Origin of the sequence: Saccharopolyspora taberi, from assembly GCF_039534165.1 — a bacterium.
Taxonomy (GTDB): Bacteria; Actinomycetota; Actinomycetes; order Mycobacteriales; family Pseudonocardiaceae; genus Saccharopolyspora_D; species Saccharopolyspora_D taberi.
This window is the reverse complement of the sequence record NZ_BAAAUX010000013.1, coordinates 34,312-47,461: the sequence shown is the minus strand read 5'-3', so window position 1 is coordinate 47,461 and position 13,150 is coordinate 34,312. Positions and strand designations below refer to the sequence as shown.

The window sequence follows — 13,150 nt, the reverse complement described above, 5'->3', positions numbered from 1 at the left end:
TGGCCCGGTTTTCGGGCCAGGCGCCGGAAAACCGTCAGCTCGCTGCCTGCTCGGCGGGCGCGGACTCGAAGACCTCCGTCAGCGCGCCGTTGTCGATGTCCTTGACGAACCCGCGGAGGCTGGTGGTCAGCCCCAGGAACGGGCTGCGCCGGATGCGCGCCATCGACTGCCGGACGTCCTGCGCCGCGTCGGTGTAGGTCTCCACCGACCACGCGGGCCGCTGCCCGGTCTCGCGCTCCAGCTCGTCCTTGAACTCGCCCTCGGTGAAGGTCGCCATCCCGCAGCGGGTGTGGTGCATCAGCATCACCTCGCGGGTGCCGAGCTTGCGCTGGCTGACCGCGAGCGAGCGGATCACGTCGTCGGTCACCGCGCCGCCGGCGTTGCGGATCACGTGCGCCTCGCCGGTGCGCAGGCCGAGCGTCTCGTACAGGTCGATCCGGCAGTCCATGCAGGTCACGATGGCCACCCGGAGCGAGGGCTCGGTGGGCAGGTTGCGATCCTCGGCGCCGCGCACGTGCAGTGCGTTGCGGCGCAGGATCTCGTCGCTGGCGGTCAATGCTCCTCCTGATGACTGGGGGACGTCGTTGGCCACCGCGGCTTCGCGGCGCGGGTCGTTCGGACGAGCGAATACCCGAACCCGTCCGCTGACAAGTGATTACTGGTCAACGCCACATTTCAGGATACCCCTGAACGGGTGAGTGTCGGATCGACTACCGGGAGTAGCGTTCGGGTTACGGTCCATGACGTGCTGGATCCGACCGGACCGCTCCCGCCCGCGGTGTACTGGCGACGCCGCGCGGTGGCGCTGTCGGTCGCGGTGCTGGTGCTCGCCCTGGCCGGGTGGGCGGTGATCGCGAGCGTCGGCACCGAGCCACCGCGGGCCGCGGTGCAGATGCTCCCGCCGCCGGAGCCGGGCGCGTGCGCGGACGCCACCACCAGGGTCGTCGCCGAACCGCTCAAGCCCGAGTTCCGCGTCGGCGACCGGATCGGCCTGCGCATCGTGACGATCAACGACGGGCGCGAGCCCTGCTACCGCGACACCAGCCGCGACCTGCGCGAGCTGGTCGTCACCACGCCGGACGGCAAGCACGTCTGGTCCAGCAACGACTGCTACCGCGAGACGACGAACGAAGCGCCGCTGCTGCAACCGGGCCAGTCGGTGCACAACGACGTGCACTGGGTGGGGCTCGCCTCGACACCGGAGTGCCTGCCCCTCCAGCAGATCGCGCCCGCCGGGCCGTACCTGCTGGTGGCCAAGCTCGGCGACCTCAAGAGCGCCCCGGTGCCGTTCCGGCTGATCAGCTGAGGCTCAGGCGGCTGCCGCTGCTTTCGGAAAACCGCGCTCAGGCGTAGCGGTCCATTATGGACGTCTCGGCGAGCCGGGAGAGGCCCTCGCGGACCATCCGGGCCCGGCCGTCCCCGATCGACTCCACCTCGCGCAGGTCGTCGGCGGTGGCCGCGAGCAGGTTCTGCAGCGAGCCGAAGTGCTCGACGAGCTGCTTGCGGGCCTCCGCGGGCAGCCGCGGAACCCGGGCCAGCAGCCGGTACCCGCGCGGTTCGAGGTGCTGGTCGAGGGCCTCCGGCGCGGGCTCGTAGCCGAACGCCCCGGCGATCGCGGTCAGGTCCAGCAGCTCGGTCCCGTCGAGCTTGGCCAGCGCCGCCGCGACCTGCGCGGAGGTCGGCATCTCGCCGCTGGTGGGCAGGTACTCCTGCACCATCAGCTCGCGGTCGACGTCGATGCGGTCGCGGGTGTCGGAGTCGCGCTTGGTGCCGACCAGCTCGTCGAGCTGGAGCTCGATCAGCCTGCCGTCCTGGCCCAGCTCGACGACGTCGCCCTCGATCTCGTCGGCGATCCGGCGCACCATCTCCAGCCGCTGCACCACGGTCATCGCGTCCCGCAGCGTCACGTAGTCCTCGATCTCCAGCGCGGACAGCGCCTGGGCGACCTCGGTCAGCCGGGCGGTGTAGCGCTCCAGGGTGGCCAGTGCCTGGTTCGCGCGGGAGAGGATGTCCGGCGAGCCGATCAGCACGTGCCGGTGGCCCTGGAAGTAGAGGCTGATGATGCTCATCGACTGGCTGACCGACACCACCGGGTAACCGGTGTGGATCGCGGTCCGCTCGGCCGACCGGTGCCGGGTGCCGGACTCCTCGGTCGGGATCGCCGCGTCCGGCACCAGCTGCACGTTGGCCCGCACGATCCGGGTCGCGTCCGTGGACAGCACCACCGCACCGTCCATCTTGGACAGCTCGCGGAGCCGGGTGGCGCTGAACTCGACGTCGAGGTGGAACCCGCCGTCGCACAGCGACTCCACGGTCTCGTCGTAGCCGAGCACGACCAGCCCGCCGGTGCGCCCGCGCAGGATGCGCTCCAGTCCGTCGCGCAGCGCCGTGCCCGGCGCGAGCCAGGCGAGCGTGGCGCGCAGCTGCTCGTTCACGTGGATCTGTGCACTCATTTGCGGGGGTGGTCGGCCTGCTTGTGTGGGCTAAGCGGCTGCGCCGCTTCGAAGAACATCAACGACCACCTCTCAGTACCCGCAGTGCCGACTTGATGTCAGGTACCACGGTGGTCTTCACCCCGCGCGGCAGCGGGCCCGAGTCCGGCGGGACGAGTGCGTGGTCGAAGCCCAGCCGCGCCGCCTCGGCGACCCGGCGGCCGACCGAGTTGACCCGCCGGATCTCGCCCGCGAGCCCGACCTCGCCGACCGCGACCACGTTCGACGGCAGCGGCACCCCGCGCCGCGAGGACGCGACGGCGAGCGCGACCGCGAGGTCCGCGGCCGGCTCGGAGACCTTCATCCCGCCGACGGTCGCCGCGAACACCTCCTGGTCGCCGGTCTTGACGTTGCCGTGCTTGTCCAGCACCGCCAGCATCATCGACACCCGCGCCGAGTCCAGCCCGCTGACCGCCCGGCGCGGGATCGTCATCTGGGTCGGCGTCACCAGCGCCTGGACCTCGGCCAGCAGCGGGCGCTTGCCCTCCACCATGACCGTCACCGCAGTGCCCTCGACCTGCGTCTCCTGCCGGTTCACGAACAGCCCGGACGGGTCGGCGACCTCGGCGATGCCGTCGTCGCGCTGCTCGAAGCAGCCGACCTCGTCGGACGGGCCGAACCGGTTCTTGACCCCGCGCAGCATCCGCAGCGAGGAGTGCCGGTCGCCCTCGAAGTGCAGCACCACGTCGACCAGGTGCTCCAGCACCCGCGGCCCGGCGACCGCGCCGTCCTTGGTCACGTGCCCGACCAGCAGCACCGGCAGCCCGCGCTCCTTGGCCAGCGCGACCAGCGCGGTCGTCACCGCCCGCACCTGCGTCACCCCGCCGGGGCTGCCCTCGGCGTCGGGGGACTGCACGGTCTGCACCGAGTCGACGATCAGCAGGCCGGGCCTGACCGCGTCGACGTGCCCGAGCACCGAGCCCAGGTCGCTCTCCGCGCCCAGGTACAGCCGGGGGTGCACGGCGTTCGTCCGCTCGGCCCGGAGCCGTACCTGACCAGCGGATTCCTCGCCGGTGACGTACAGCGAGGGCCCGCCGGAACCGGTCCGCGCCCAGCGGTGGGCGACCTCCAGCAGCAGCGTCGACTTGCCCACCCCGGGCTCGCCTGCCATCAGCACCACGGCGCCCGGCACGATCCCGCCGCCGAGCACCCGGTCGAGCTCGCCGATCCCGGTCGACACCGCGCGGGCCGAGTCGAGGTCGACCTCGGCGATCGGCCGCGCGGGAGTGGCCGGTGCCCCGGCGGTGACCTTGGCCAGCGCCGGCCTGGCGGCGGCGACCTCGTCGATCGTGCCCCAAGACTGGCAGCTCGGGCACCGCCCGACCCACTTGGCGACCTCGTGGCCGCAGTCGGCACACCGAAATCCTGGACGTGCGGTACGAGCGCTCTTCGGGGGCACGGCGGCAGGTTACGCGACTTGAAGCCCCCGATGGGGCTTCAAGGGGCGCGCTAGCGCCATCCGACCGAAGGGCGGATCCTGATCCGCCACTTTCAGCCCCGGCCGCTCAAAACCCAAGAAGGGCCGCTCGCCAACGGCGAACGGCCCTTCGACGTCTGGAGCGGTCAGTGCCCGCCGCCGCCGTGCCCCTCGGGGCGCGGGTTGTGGTCGGCACCGATCGGCACCTGCACGGTCACCGGTCCGGCCTTCTCGAACACGAAGGTCACCGGGATGGTCACGCCGGGCGTGATGTCCTGGGTGAGGCCGTTGACGGTGATCCGGACCTCGCGGCGCTCGGACGGGCCGCCCTGCGCGGCTGGCGGCGCGGTGGGCTCGCCGCTGGCGGTCGGCTGGGCGCTGCCCGACGGCTCGTGCTGGATCGTCGGCTGGCCGGACTTCTCACCGGTGGCGTGCAGCGCGGTCCCCGCGGGCAGGGCGGTGTCGCCCCTGACCTCGACGGAGGCGGCGTAGGTGCTGCTGACCTGGACGAGCCGGTCGTCGATGCCGCCCTCGTTGGCCAGCACCAGCTCCAGCGGTGCCGACGAACCGGCGCGGTACGCCGAACCGTGCGAGGGGAACGTCAACTCGGCATCGCGGATGGCGATGTCCTGGACCGTCCCGCTACCGCCGTTGACGGCGGCGACCTGGGTGTCGGTCTCGGTCACCTGACCGGCACTGCAGCCGGCGAGTGCGACGACGGCGCCGATTCCGAGCGCGGCCGAGGCCAACCGCAGGCGAACGGCCTTCTGGTGCTGTGGGCGGCTCACGGTTGCAGCGTCCTTCCTGATTGCCGGACAACCGGGAAGGAGCTTAATCCCCCGCGTGCGCGGGCGGCCCGTGGCCCCTCCGCGGTCCGCCGCGGATGATCTTCCCGGTTTGTCCACAATGGATCATTCGATGGTCTCGAAAGTGTGTGCCTTGCACGGCCGGTTGTCGTTTGTCAACCCCCGTCCACGGTCTGACCTGCGATTACGGATGAGAGGCGGTCGAGGGCGGGTTGTGGCCCGTGTTAAACTGGGCATAGCGAAAGGGGCAGAGGACACATGGTTTTCAAGGTCGGAGAGACCGTCGTCTACCCGCATCACGGTGCCGCACTCATCGAAGCAATCGAGACTCGTGTGATCAAGGGCGAGGAGAAGCAGTACCTCGTCCTCAAGGTCGCGCAGGGCGATCTGACCGTCCGCGTTCCCGCCGACAACGCCGAGATCGTCGGTGTCCGGGACGTCGTCGGTCAGGAGGGTCTCGACCGGGTCTTCGATGTCCTGCGCGCCCCCCACACCGAGGAACCAACGAACTGGTCCCGGCGGTACAAGGCCAACCTCGAGAAGCTCGCCTCCGGCGATGTGAACAAGGTGGCCGAAGTGGTGCGCGACCTCTGGCGACGCGAAAAGGATCGTGGCCTGTCCGCAGGCGAGAAGCGCATGCTGGCGAAGGCTCGTCAGATACTGGTCAGCGAGCTCGCGCTGGCCGAGGGGACTGACGAGGGCAAGGCGGAGAGCCTGCTGGACGAAGTCCTCGCCACAGCGGTCTGAGCAAGACGGACCTGCCTGGCGTGAACGTCGTCGCACTCGTTCCCGCGGCCGGCCGCGGGGTGCGGTTGGGTGCCGGGAGGCCCAAAGCGCTGGTCGAAGTGGCCGGCGAGTCGTTGTTGTTGCGCGCGGTCCGGGGTCTGGTGGACTCCGGCCGCGTGCAGTACGTCGTGGTGGCGGCGCCCGTCGACGAGGTGAGCACCGTCGAGGCGGAGCTGGCGCCGTTGCGGTCCTTCGTGCACGTGGTGCCCGGAGGAGCGGAACGGACCGACTCCGTCCGCATCGCGCTCGCCGAGGCGGAGCGGATCGCCCCCGACCTGGACGCCGTGCTGGTGCACGACGCCGCACGCGCGTTCACCCCGGTGTCGGTCATCCGCGACGTCGTGCGCGCGATCGAGGACGGCGCTCCGGCCGTCATCCCGGTCCTGCCCGTTTCCGACACCGTCAAGCAGGTCGACGCCTCCGGCGCGGTGACCGCGACGGTCGACCGGTCGCAGCTGCGCAGCGTCCAGACGCCCCAGGGCTTCGCGATCGAGGTGCTCCGCGAGGCGTACGCGGCGGCGGGGGACGCCGCGACCGACGACGCCGGACTGGTCGAGCGCATCGGGGGGAAGGTGAGCACGGTGCCCGGGCACCCGCACGCGTTGAAGATCACGACGGCGTTCGACCTCGCCGTGGCCGAGGCGGTGCTCGCGTGATCCCCAGGATCGGCCAGGGCGTCGACGTGCACCCGGTGGAGGCCGGCCGCGAGTGCTGGATCGCCGGGCTGCTGTGGCCGGGCGAGGACGGCTGCTCCGGTCACTCCGACGGCGACGTCGCCTCGCACGCGCTGTGCGACGCGCTGCTGTCGGCGGCCGGGCTGGGCGATCTCGGAGCGGTGTTCGGCACCGGTGATCCGCGCTGGACCGGCGCGCACGGCGCCGAGCTGCTCGCCGAGGTCCGGGCCAGGGTCACCGCGGCCGGGTTCGGGATCGGCAACGCGACCGTCCAGGTGGTGGGCAACCACCCGCGGATCGGCAAGCGCCGGGAGGAGGCGCAGCGGGTGCTCTCGGAGGTGGTCGGCGCGCCGGTGTCGGTGTCCGGGACGACGAGCGACGGGCTCGGGCTGACCGGTCGCGGTGAGGGCATCGCCGCGGTCGCGACCGCCCTGGTGTTCCCCATCGAGAGTTAACGCGCTGGTACCAAGGGGCGAAGTCAGGGAAAGCTCAGGGGTGCGGCCCTAGGCGCGCACCCCTTCCGCGCGCCATGCTCGACACATGGTGATCGAGCGGTATCGGTGGGTGCGTCGACTGCTCGTGGGGCAGCCGGCGGTGGTGTGGCCGTGCAGTTGGCTCCTGTGGTCGGGCGGGACCAACATCGGCCTGGCGGCGGCGGTGGTCCTGCTCTGGGCGAGCGCACTGGGTTGCGTGGTGAGCATCGTCGCCCCGATGCGCAGGCAGGAGACGCGGCGCTGCTGAGGTGTTCTCCGCCTCAGGAGCCTGCCGGTCCGGGGGCCGGCCGCCTACGGTTGCGGACGTGACCTTGCGCGCGGTGTTCTTCGACTTCTCGGGCACGCTGTTCCGGCTGGAGCAGGACGAGTCCTGGCTCACCGGGATCACCGACCAGGACGGGGTTCCGTTCGACCTGGAGGCGCAGGCCGAGCTGATGCGGCGGATGACCGCGCCGGTCGGCCAGGTCGCCGAGCTCACCGCGGAGTACCAGCACGCCTGGGAGAACCGGGACCTCGAACCCGAGCTGCACCGGAAGGTGTACCTGGAGGTCCTGCGGCAGAGCGGGGTCGCGGTCCCGGAGCAGGCCGAGTCGCTGTACGGCAGGCTGATCGACCCGGGCTGCTGGACCCCGTACCCGGACACCGCCGAGGTGCTGCGCGAGCTGCGCGGCGCGGGCGTCAAGATCGCCGTGATCAGCAACATCGCCTTCGACATCCGCCCGGCTTTCGAGCGGCTCGGGGTGCGCGACCTGGTCGACGAGTTCCTGCTGTCCTACCTGGAGGGCGTGATCAAACCCGATCCGAAGCTGTTCCTGCGGGCCGCCGAGCGGGTCGGCGTCGACCCGGCGGAGGCGCTGATGGTCGGGGACAGCGAGGAGGCCGACGGCGGGGCCGCCGAGGTCGGTTGCCGGGTCGCGATCGTCGATCCCGCCCCGACCGCGCAGCGGCCGGACGCGCTGCTGTCGGCCGTCGCGGCGCACCGGTCGTAGCCGCCGCTCCCGCACTCGGCGGGGCTGTGCGGTCCTTAAAGCTCAGCGGTCTTGACTCACCCGCCCCTGTCGTGGTTGGGGGTTGGGGCGTCCCCGTACCATCGGGGGCGTGAGCCTGCACCTCCATGACACAGCGACCCGCACGATGCGCGAATTCCACCCGCGCACGGCCGGAGTGGCGTCGATCTACGTGTGTGGTGCGACGGTGCAGGGCGTGCCGCACATCGGGCACGTCCGCGGCGGGCTGAACTTCGACGTGCTCCGCCGCTGGCTCGTCCACAACGGCTACGACGTCCGGCTCGTGCGCAACGTCACCGACATCGACGACAAGATCCTGACCAAGGCCGCCGAGAACGGCAGGCCGTGGTGGGAGTGGGCCACCAAGCACGAGCGCGCGTTCGAGGACGCCTTCGACCGCCTCGGCTGCCTTCCGCCTTCGGCGCTGCCCCGGGCAACCGGGCACATCACGCAGATGGTCGAGCTGATGCAGCGGCTGATCGACAAGGGGCACGCCTACGCCGCGGGCGGGGACGTCTACTTCTCGGTCCCGTCGTACCTCGACCACTACGGCAAGCTCTCCGGGCAGCGGCTCGACGAGGTCCAGCAGGGCGAGTCGCTGGCGGGCGGCAAGCGCGATCCGCGCGACTTCACGCTGTGGAAGTCGGCCAAGCCCGGCGAGCCGAGCTGGCCGACGCCGTGGGGCGACGGCCGCCCCGGCTGGCACCTGGAGTGCTCGGCCATGGCGACCTACTACCTGGGCGGCGAGTTCGACATCCACGGCGGGGGACTGGACCTGGTCTTCCCGCACCACGAGAACGAACTCGCCCAGTCCAACGCCGCGGGCGACGGGTTCGCCAGGTACTGGATGCACAACGCCTGGGTGACCATGGCGGGCGAGAAGATGTCGAAGTCGCTGGGCAACACGGTCTCGATCCCGGCGGTGCTGGACCGGGCCGCCGCGCCGGAGCTGCGCTACTACCTGGTCGCGCCGCACTACCGGTCCACGATCGAGTACTCCGAGCCCGCGCTGGCCGAGGCGATCACCGCCTACCGGCGGATCGACTCGTTCGTGCGCCGGATCGCCCAGCGCACCGGTGCGGTCGGGCACGGCCCGGTGTGCGCGGAGTTCACCGCGGCGATGGACGACGACCTGTCGACGCCGCAGGCGATCGCGGCCGTGCACAACGTGATCCGCGAGGGCAACGCGGCCCTGGACGCGGGTGACGACGAGGCGGCCAACCGGGCCGCGGCGTCGGTCCGGACGATGACCGGTGTGCTCGGGCTGGACCCGCTGTCGGAGACCTGGGGCGAGGCCCGCGGTGCCGACGACGCCGCGCGGCACGCGCTGGCCGGGCTGGTGGAGGGCCTGCTGGAGCAGCGCAAGCAGGCCCGCGCGGAGCGCGACTTCGCCACCGCCGACGCGGTCCGCGACCGGTTGCAGGCGTGCGGCATCGCCGTCGAGGACACCCCCGACGGTCCGATGTGGACATTGAAGGACGAGTAAGCGCGGGGAACCGCAGTGCGATGACGTTGCTCGGGTGGTCACCGGTTCGCCGGTGACCACCCACGCGCGATGGGCTTCGCTCAGGTGAAAGGAGCTCTCAGTGGCAGGCAACGACCGGCGCCGTGGCGCGATGCGCAAGCCGGGCACCAAGAAGGGCATGGTGGTCGGCTCCGGCGGCCAGCGGCGCCGCGGCCTGGAAGGCAAGGGGCCGACGCCGAAGGCCAAGGACCGGGTGAGCCACCCGGCGAAGCGGCGCGCCGACGCCAAGGCCAAGGCCGAGCAGCAGCGCCAGCGGCAGCGGGACAAGAAGGCCGAGGGGCCGGAGCTGATCGCCGGGCGCAACCCGGTCGCCGAGTGCGTCCGCGCGGGCGTGCCCGCGACCGGCCTGTACGTCGCGCAGGGCATCGACGCCGACGACCGGGTCACCGAAGCGGTCCGGGACGCGGGCATGCGGGGCATCTCGGTGATCGAGGTGCAGCGCAGCGAGCTGGACCGGATGACCGGCGGGGCGCTGCACCAGGGCCTCGCGCTCCAGGTGCCCGCCTACGAGTACGCGCACCCAGACGACGTGCTGACCGCGGCCCACGACTCCGGGATGCCGCCGCTGATCGTCGCGCTGGACGGGGTCACCGACCCGCGCAACCTCGGCGCGGTGATCCGCTCCGCGGCGGCCTTCGGCGCGCACGGCGTGATCGTGCCGCAGCGCCGCAGCGCGGGGCTGACCGCGGTCGCCTGGCGCACCAGCGCGGGCACGGCGGCGCAGCTGCCGGTGGCGCGCGTGGTCAACCTGACCCGCACGCTCAAGGACCTCAAGGCCGAGGGCCTGATGGTCGTCGGGCTGGACGCGGACTCCGACATCACCTCCGACGAGCTGGACCTGGCGACCGGGCCGCTGGTCGTGGTGGTCGGCTCGGAGGGGCGCGGTCTGTCGCGGCTGGTCCGCGAGACCTGCGACCAGACGGTGTCGATCCCGATGGCGGGCAGCGTCGAGTCCCTCAACGCTTCGGTCGCCGCGGGCGTAGTGCTGTCAGAAGTAGCCCGCAGGCGACGGCAGCGCTGACACCTACCGCTGCTTGAAAGCGGTGTCGAAGGCCATGGCCGAGGCGATGACCATCGACAGCAGCGGATCCTGGAGCGGGCGGAAGATCTGCAGGACGTAGTTGTCGGCCGTGGTGAACACGGCCTTGGCCAGACCCTCCCAGCTCTTGGAGATCTGGCCGATCTGCTGCTCCTGGTGGTCGACCAGGCGCAGGTCCCAGCCGCGCAGGTTCTCGGCGATCATCGCGCCGCAGACCTGGCCGCCGACCTCGAAGTTCAGCCGGGCCTTGCCCCAGAAGTTGGCCAGCTTGATGGTGCCGATCTCGGCGCCGTCCGGGCGCTGGACGTGGATCGCGGGCTTGAACATCGTCGCGGCGGGCCGGTGCAGCAGCAGCACCGGGTTGCCGTGCGCGTCCTTGATCTGGAGCTTGACCGTCAGCAGGCTGTCGGCCTTGCTGAGGAACCGGAACGCCTTCTGCGCGGCGTTCTGCCCGTACTGGACGCAGCTGCCCAGCTGCCTGCCGTGCTGGTCGAAGATGCCGAACTCGTTGGAGATCTCGACCAGCTTGGCCTGCTGGTTGATCACCAGGACCGGCTCGCTGAACAGCGTCCCGCCGCCGCCTCCGGCGGGGCCGCCCGCGTGCCGCTGCACCTGGTCCCGCACCGAGGCGGCGTCGCCGGTGCCACCGAGGGCCAGCTCGATCGCGGACGCGTCGTTCTGCGGCGGCGCGGGGCGCTGCTGCGGCGGCCGGGCGGGCTGCACCTGCTGCGTCCACTGCCTGCCGTCCCACCAGCGCACGTACCGCGGATCTGCCTGGTCGGGATACCAGCCGGGCGGGGGCGGGGCGTTCATGGCGGTCAGGCTAAGCGATCGACCGGGCGGCTGTCCGAGGTTTGGCCGCAGCATTCCGCACTGATCGTGAATCCGGCTCGGATAGAGTCATCCGCAGTGCAAGGAGGGAGGCCGGGGCCTCCCGAACCCCGAGGCCCACCATGTCCTTCGCAAGCCCGCTGTTCCTGTGGTACTTCCTGCCGGTCGTGCTCGCGGCCGTGCTGATCGCACCCCGCAGCGGGCGCAACGCGGTGATCGCGGTGGCCAGCCTGGTCTTCTACGCCAGCGGGGCGGGCGGCACGACGTTGCTGCTGCTGGCCTGCGTCGTGGTGAACTTCGTGGCCGGGCGGTACCTCGAACCCGACGAGTGGGGCCGGAACCGCGACCGGCGCAGGCTGGTGCTGATCGGCGCGGTGTCGTTCAACCTGCTGATCCTGGCGGTGTGGAAGTACGCGGGCTTCGCCACCGAGCAGCTGGCGGTGCTGTCGAGCTGGTTCGGCGGGGACTTCCCGGTGCTGCACCTCGCGCTGCCGATCGGGATCTCGTTCTACACCTTCCACCACATCTCCTACGTGGTGGACATCTACCGAGGTGAACGCCCCGCGCTGCGCGACCCGGTCTCGTTCGTCACCTACATCGCGATGTTCCCGCAGCTGGTGGCCGGTCCGATCGTGCGGTACCGGGAGATCGCCGACCAGCTGCCGCAGGAGCGCACGCACCGGCTCGACGACATCGCCGCCGGGTTCCCGCGGTTCGCCTGGGGGCTGACGAAGAAGGTCGTCATCGCCGACACGCTGTCGCCGATGGTCGACACCGCGTTCGCGACCCCGGCCGAGGACATGACGTTCGCGATCGCCTGGCTCGGGGCGATCGGCTACGCGATGCAGCTGTACTTCGACTTCTCCGGCTACTCGGACATGGCCATCGGCCTGGGCCGGATGCTGGGCTTCCGGCTGCCGGAGAACTTCGCCCGCCCGTACTCGGCGGTGACGGTGACGGAGTTCTGGCGGCGCTGGCACATGTCGCTGTCGCGGTGGTTCCGCGACTACGTCTACATCCCGCTCGGCGGCAACCGCCGCGGCGTGGCGCGCACCTACGTCAACCTGGCGATCATCTTCGTGCTGACCGGTTTCTGGCACGGCGCGGCGTGGACCTACCTGGTGTGGGGCCTGTTCCACGGGCTGCTGCTGGTGATCGAGCGCGCTTTCGGTCTGGACCGCGCCCCGGCCGCGCGCGCGGCGTGGATCGGAAGGCGCGCGCTGACGCTGGTGCTGGTGGTGATCGGCTGGGTCTTCTTCCGCGCGGCCGACCTCGGCACCGCGTTCACGATGCTGGGCCACATGCTGGTGCCGGACCTGTCCGGGCTCACCGACATCGTCGCCGCCTCGGTGACCAACCAGCGCCTGGTCTTCCTGCTGCTGGCCCTGGTCGTGGTGTTCCTCCCGGCGAACTCCGGCACCGGCCCGTTCCTGGAGTCGGTGCGCTCCCGCCCGGCGAACGCCCTGCGGATCGGCGTCCTGACCGCCGGGCTGGCTTATTCGGGACTTCTCGTCGCCACCGGGTCTTTCAGCCCTTTCCTGTACTACCAGTTCTGAGCGTTCCGAGCGCTGAAACGGGTCGGATCGACGCACCTTCGAGGTATCGGGTGATCTCGTTCGGCGGAGATCGCCGTGTCTCGGATGCGGTCGGTGCCGGGGCGTCCGAGGGTCGAAGTGCAAGTGCTCCACCCCATTTGATCAGGAGGAAACCGTGTCGCGAACCGCAGTTCGACTGGCCGTGGCAGCCAGCATCGCCCTTGGGATCGGGTTGGCCGGAGGCACCGCCTTCGCCGACACCCCGCCGATTCCGGGACTGTCCGACTCCTCGAAGACGCAGAGCGAGGGCCAGAGCGAAGGCCAGGGCGAGGGCCAGGGCGAGGGCCAGAGCGACGGGCAGCAGGGCAGCAGCCAGCCCGGCAAGGCGTCATCGAGCGTCGAGGACGGCTCGGGCGAGAGCACGTCGTCGGACGACTCGCAGCAGAGCCAGTCGGACTCGCAGCCGACGACGCGTCCGAGTGGTGAGGGAGAGCCGATCGGCGACTCCTGAGGCCCAGCACCTGCATCGCCCCGGCCCGCGCGG

15 protein-coding genes are annotated in these 13,150 nt (G+C 71.3%); 10 read left to right on the top strand and 5 right to left on the bottom strand.

The window, feature by feature from the left end; translation table 11 throughout:
- Window positions 1–34 precede the first annotated feature (34 nt).
- Window positions 35–556 (bottom strand): beta-class carbonic anhydrase, encoded by a 522-nt coding sequence (locus tag ABD691_RS13590; protein WP_344679997.1) that lies wholly within the window; start codon window positions 554–556, stop codon window positions 35–37.
- A 189-nt stretch (window positions 557–745) separates the two neighbouring features.
- Here ABD691_RS13590 and ABD691_RS13585 point away from each other — a divergent pair, with 189 nt between their 5' ends.
- A complete protein-coding gene (locus ABD691_RS13585) occupies window positions 746–1,306 on the top strand; it encodes a hypothetical protein (protein ID WP_344679995.1) in 561 nt (186 codons plus the stop codon).
- 37 nt (window positions 1,307–1,343) lie between these two features.
- Here ABD691_RS13585 and disA read toward each other — a convergent pair whose 3' ends face one another.
- The 3 genes from disA to ABD691_RS13570 all read right to left on the bottom strand — a co-directional run bounded on the left by disA (window position 1,344) and on the right by ABD691_RS13570 (window position 4,697).
- The gene (disA, locus tag ABD691_RS13580; RefSeq protein ID WP_344679994.1) at window positions 1,344–2,453 is read right to left on the bottom strand and encodes a DNA integrity scanning diadenylate cyclase DisA; all 1,110 of its coding nucleotides are present in this window, start codon (window positions 2,451–2,453) and stop codon (window positions 1,344–1,346) included.
- A gap of 58 nt (window positions 2,454–2,511) precedes the next feature.
- Complete coding sequence (radA, locus tag ABD691_RS13575; protein WP_344679993.1) at window positions 2,512–3,891, bottom strand: DNA repair protein RadA; 1,380 nt, start codon at window positions 3,889–3,891, stop codon at window positions 2,512–2,514.
- A 164-nt stretch (window positions 3,892–4,055) separates the two neighbouring features.
- The gene (locus ABD691_RS13570) at window positions 4,056–4,697 is read right to left on the bottom strand and encodes a copper chaperone PCu(A)C domain-containing protein (protein WP_344679992.1); all 642 of its coding nucleotides are present in this window, start codon (window positions 4,695–4,697) and stop codon (window positions 4,056–4,058) included.
- Between the two features lie 276 nt (window positions 4,698–4,973).
- Between ABD691_RS13570 and ABD691_RS13565 the strand changes: the two genes are divergently transcribed.
- The 7 genes from ABD691_RS13565 to rlmB all read left to right on the top strand — a co-directional run bounded on the left by ABD691_RS13565 (window position 4,974) and on the right by rlmB (window position 10,222).
- Window positions 4,974–5,462 (top strand): CarD family transcriptional regulator, encoded by a 489-nt coding sequence (locus ABD691_RS13565; protein WP_344679991.1) that lies wholly within the window; start codon window positions 4,974–4,976, stop codon window positions 5,460–5,462.
- Between the two features lie 20 nt (window positions 5,463–5,482).
- Window positions 5,483–6,157 (top strand): 2-C-methyl-D-erythritol 4-phosphate cytidylyltransferase, encoded by a 675-nt coding sequence (gene ispD, locus ABD691_RS13560; RefSeq protein ID WP_344679990.1) that lies wholly within the window; start codon window positions 5,483–5,485, stop codon window positions 6,155–6,157.
- Window positions 6,154–6,630 carry a 2-C-methyl-D-erythritol 2,4-cyclodiphosphate synthase gene (ispF, locus tag ABD691_RS13555; protein WP_344679988.1) on the top strand — a complete coding sequence of 159 codons (477 nt, stop codon included), beginning with the start codon at window positions 6,154–6,156 and terminating at the stop codon, window positions 6,628–6,630. Before ispD ends, ispF begins: the two co-directional genes overlap by 4 nt.
- A gap of 85 nt (window positions 6,631–6,715) precedes the next feature.
- On the top strand, window positions 6,716–6,916 hold the full coding sequence (locus ABD691_RS13550; protein WP_344679987.1) for a hypothetical protein: 201 nt from the start codon (window positions 6,716–6,718) through the stop codon (window positions 6,914–6,916).
- A 58-nt stretch (window positions 6,917–6,974) separates the two neighbouring features.
- Window positions 6,975–7,658 (top strand): HAD family hydrolase, encoded by a 684-nt coding sequence (locus ABD691_RS13545; protein ID WP_344679986.1) that lies wholly within the window; start codon window positions 6,975–6,977, stop codon window positions 7,656–7,658.
- Between the two features lie 109 nt (window positions 7,659–7,767).
- Entirely contained in the window at window positions 7,768–9,162 is a 1,395-nt protein-coding gene (gene cysS / locus ABD691_RS13540; RefSeq protein ID WP_344679985.1) for a cysteine--tRNA ligase, read from the top strand.
- 100 nt (window positions 9,163–9,262) lie between these two features.
- A complete protein-coding gene (gene rlmB, locus ABD691_RS13535) occupies window positions 9,263–10,222 on the top strand; it encodes a 23S rRNA (guanosine(2251)-2'-O)-methyltransferase RlmB (RefSeq protein WP_344679984.1) in 960 nt (319 codons plus the stop codon).
- Window positions 10,223–10,225: 3 nt separating this feature from the next.
- Here the strand turns inward: rlmB and ABD691_RS13530 are convergent, their stop codons facing one another.
- On the bottom strand, window positions 10,226–11,053 hold the full coding sequence (locus ABD691_RS13530; protein ID WP_344679983.1) for an LURP-one-related family protein: 828 nt from the start codon (window positions 11,051–11,053) through the stop codon (window positions 10,226–10,228).
- 140 nt (window positions 11,054–11,193) lie between these two features.
- On the opposite strand from ABD691_RS13530, the gene ABD691_RS13525 reads away from it, so the two are divergent.
- On the top strand, window positions 11,194–12,627 hold the full coding sequence (locus ABD691_RS13525) for an MBOAT family O-acyltransferase (RefSeq protein ID WP_344679982.1): 1,434 nt from the start codon (window positions 11,194–11,196) through the stop codon (window positions 12,625–12,627).
- A gap of 154 nt (window positions 12,628–12,781) precedes the next feature.
- A complete protein-coding gene (locus ABD691_RS13520) occupies window positions 12,782–13,117 on the top strand; it encodes a hypothetical protein (RefSeq protein ID WP_344679981.1) in 336 nt (111 codons plus the stop codon).
- Window positions 13,118–13,150: the final 33 nt, after the last annotated feature.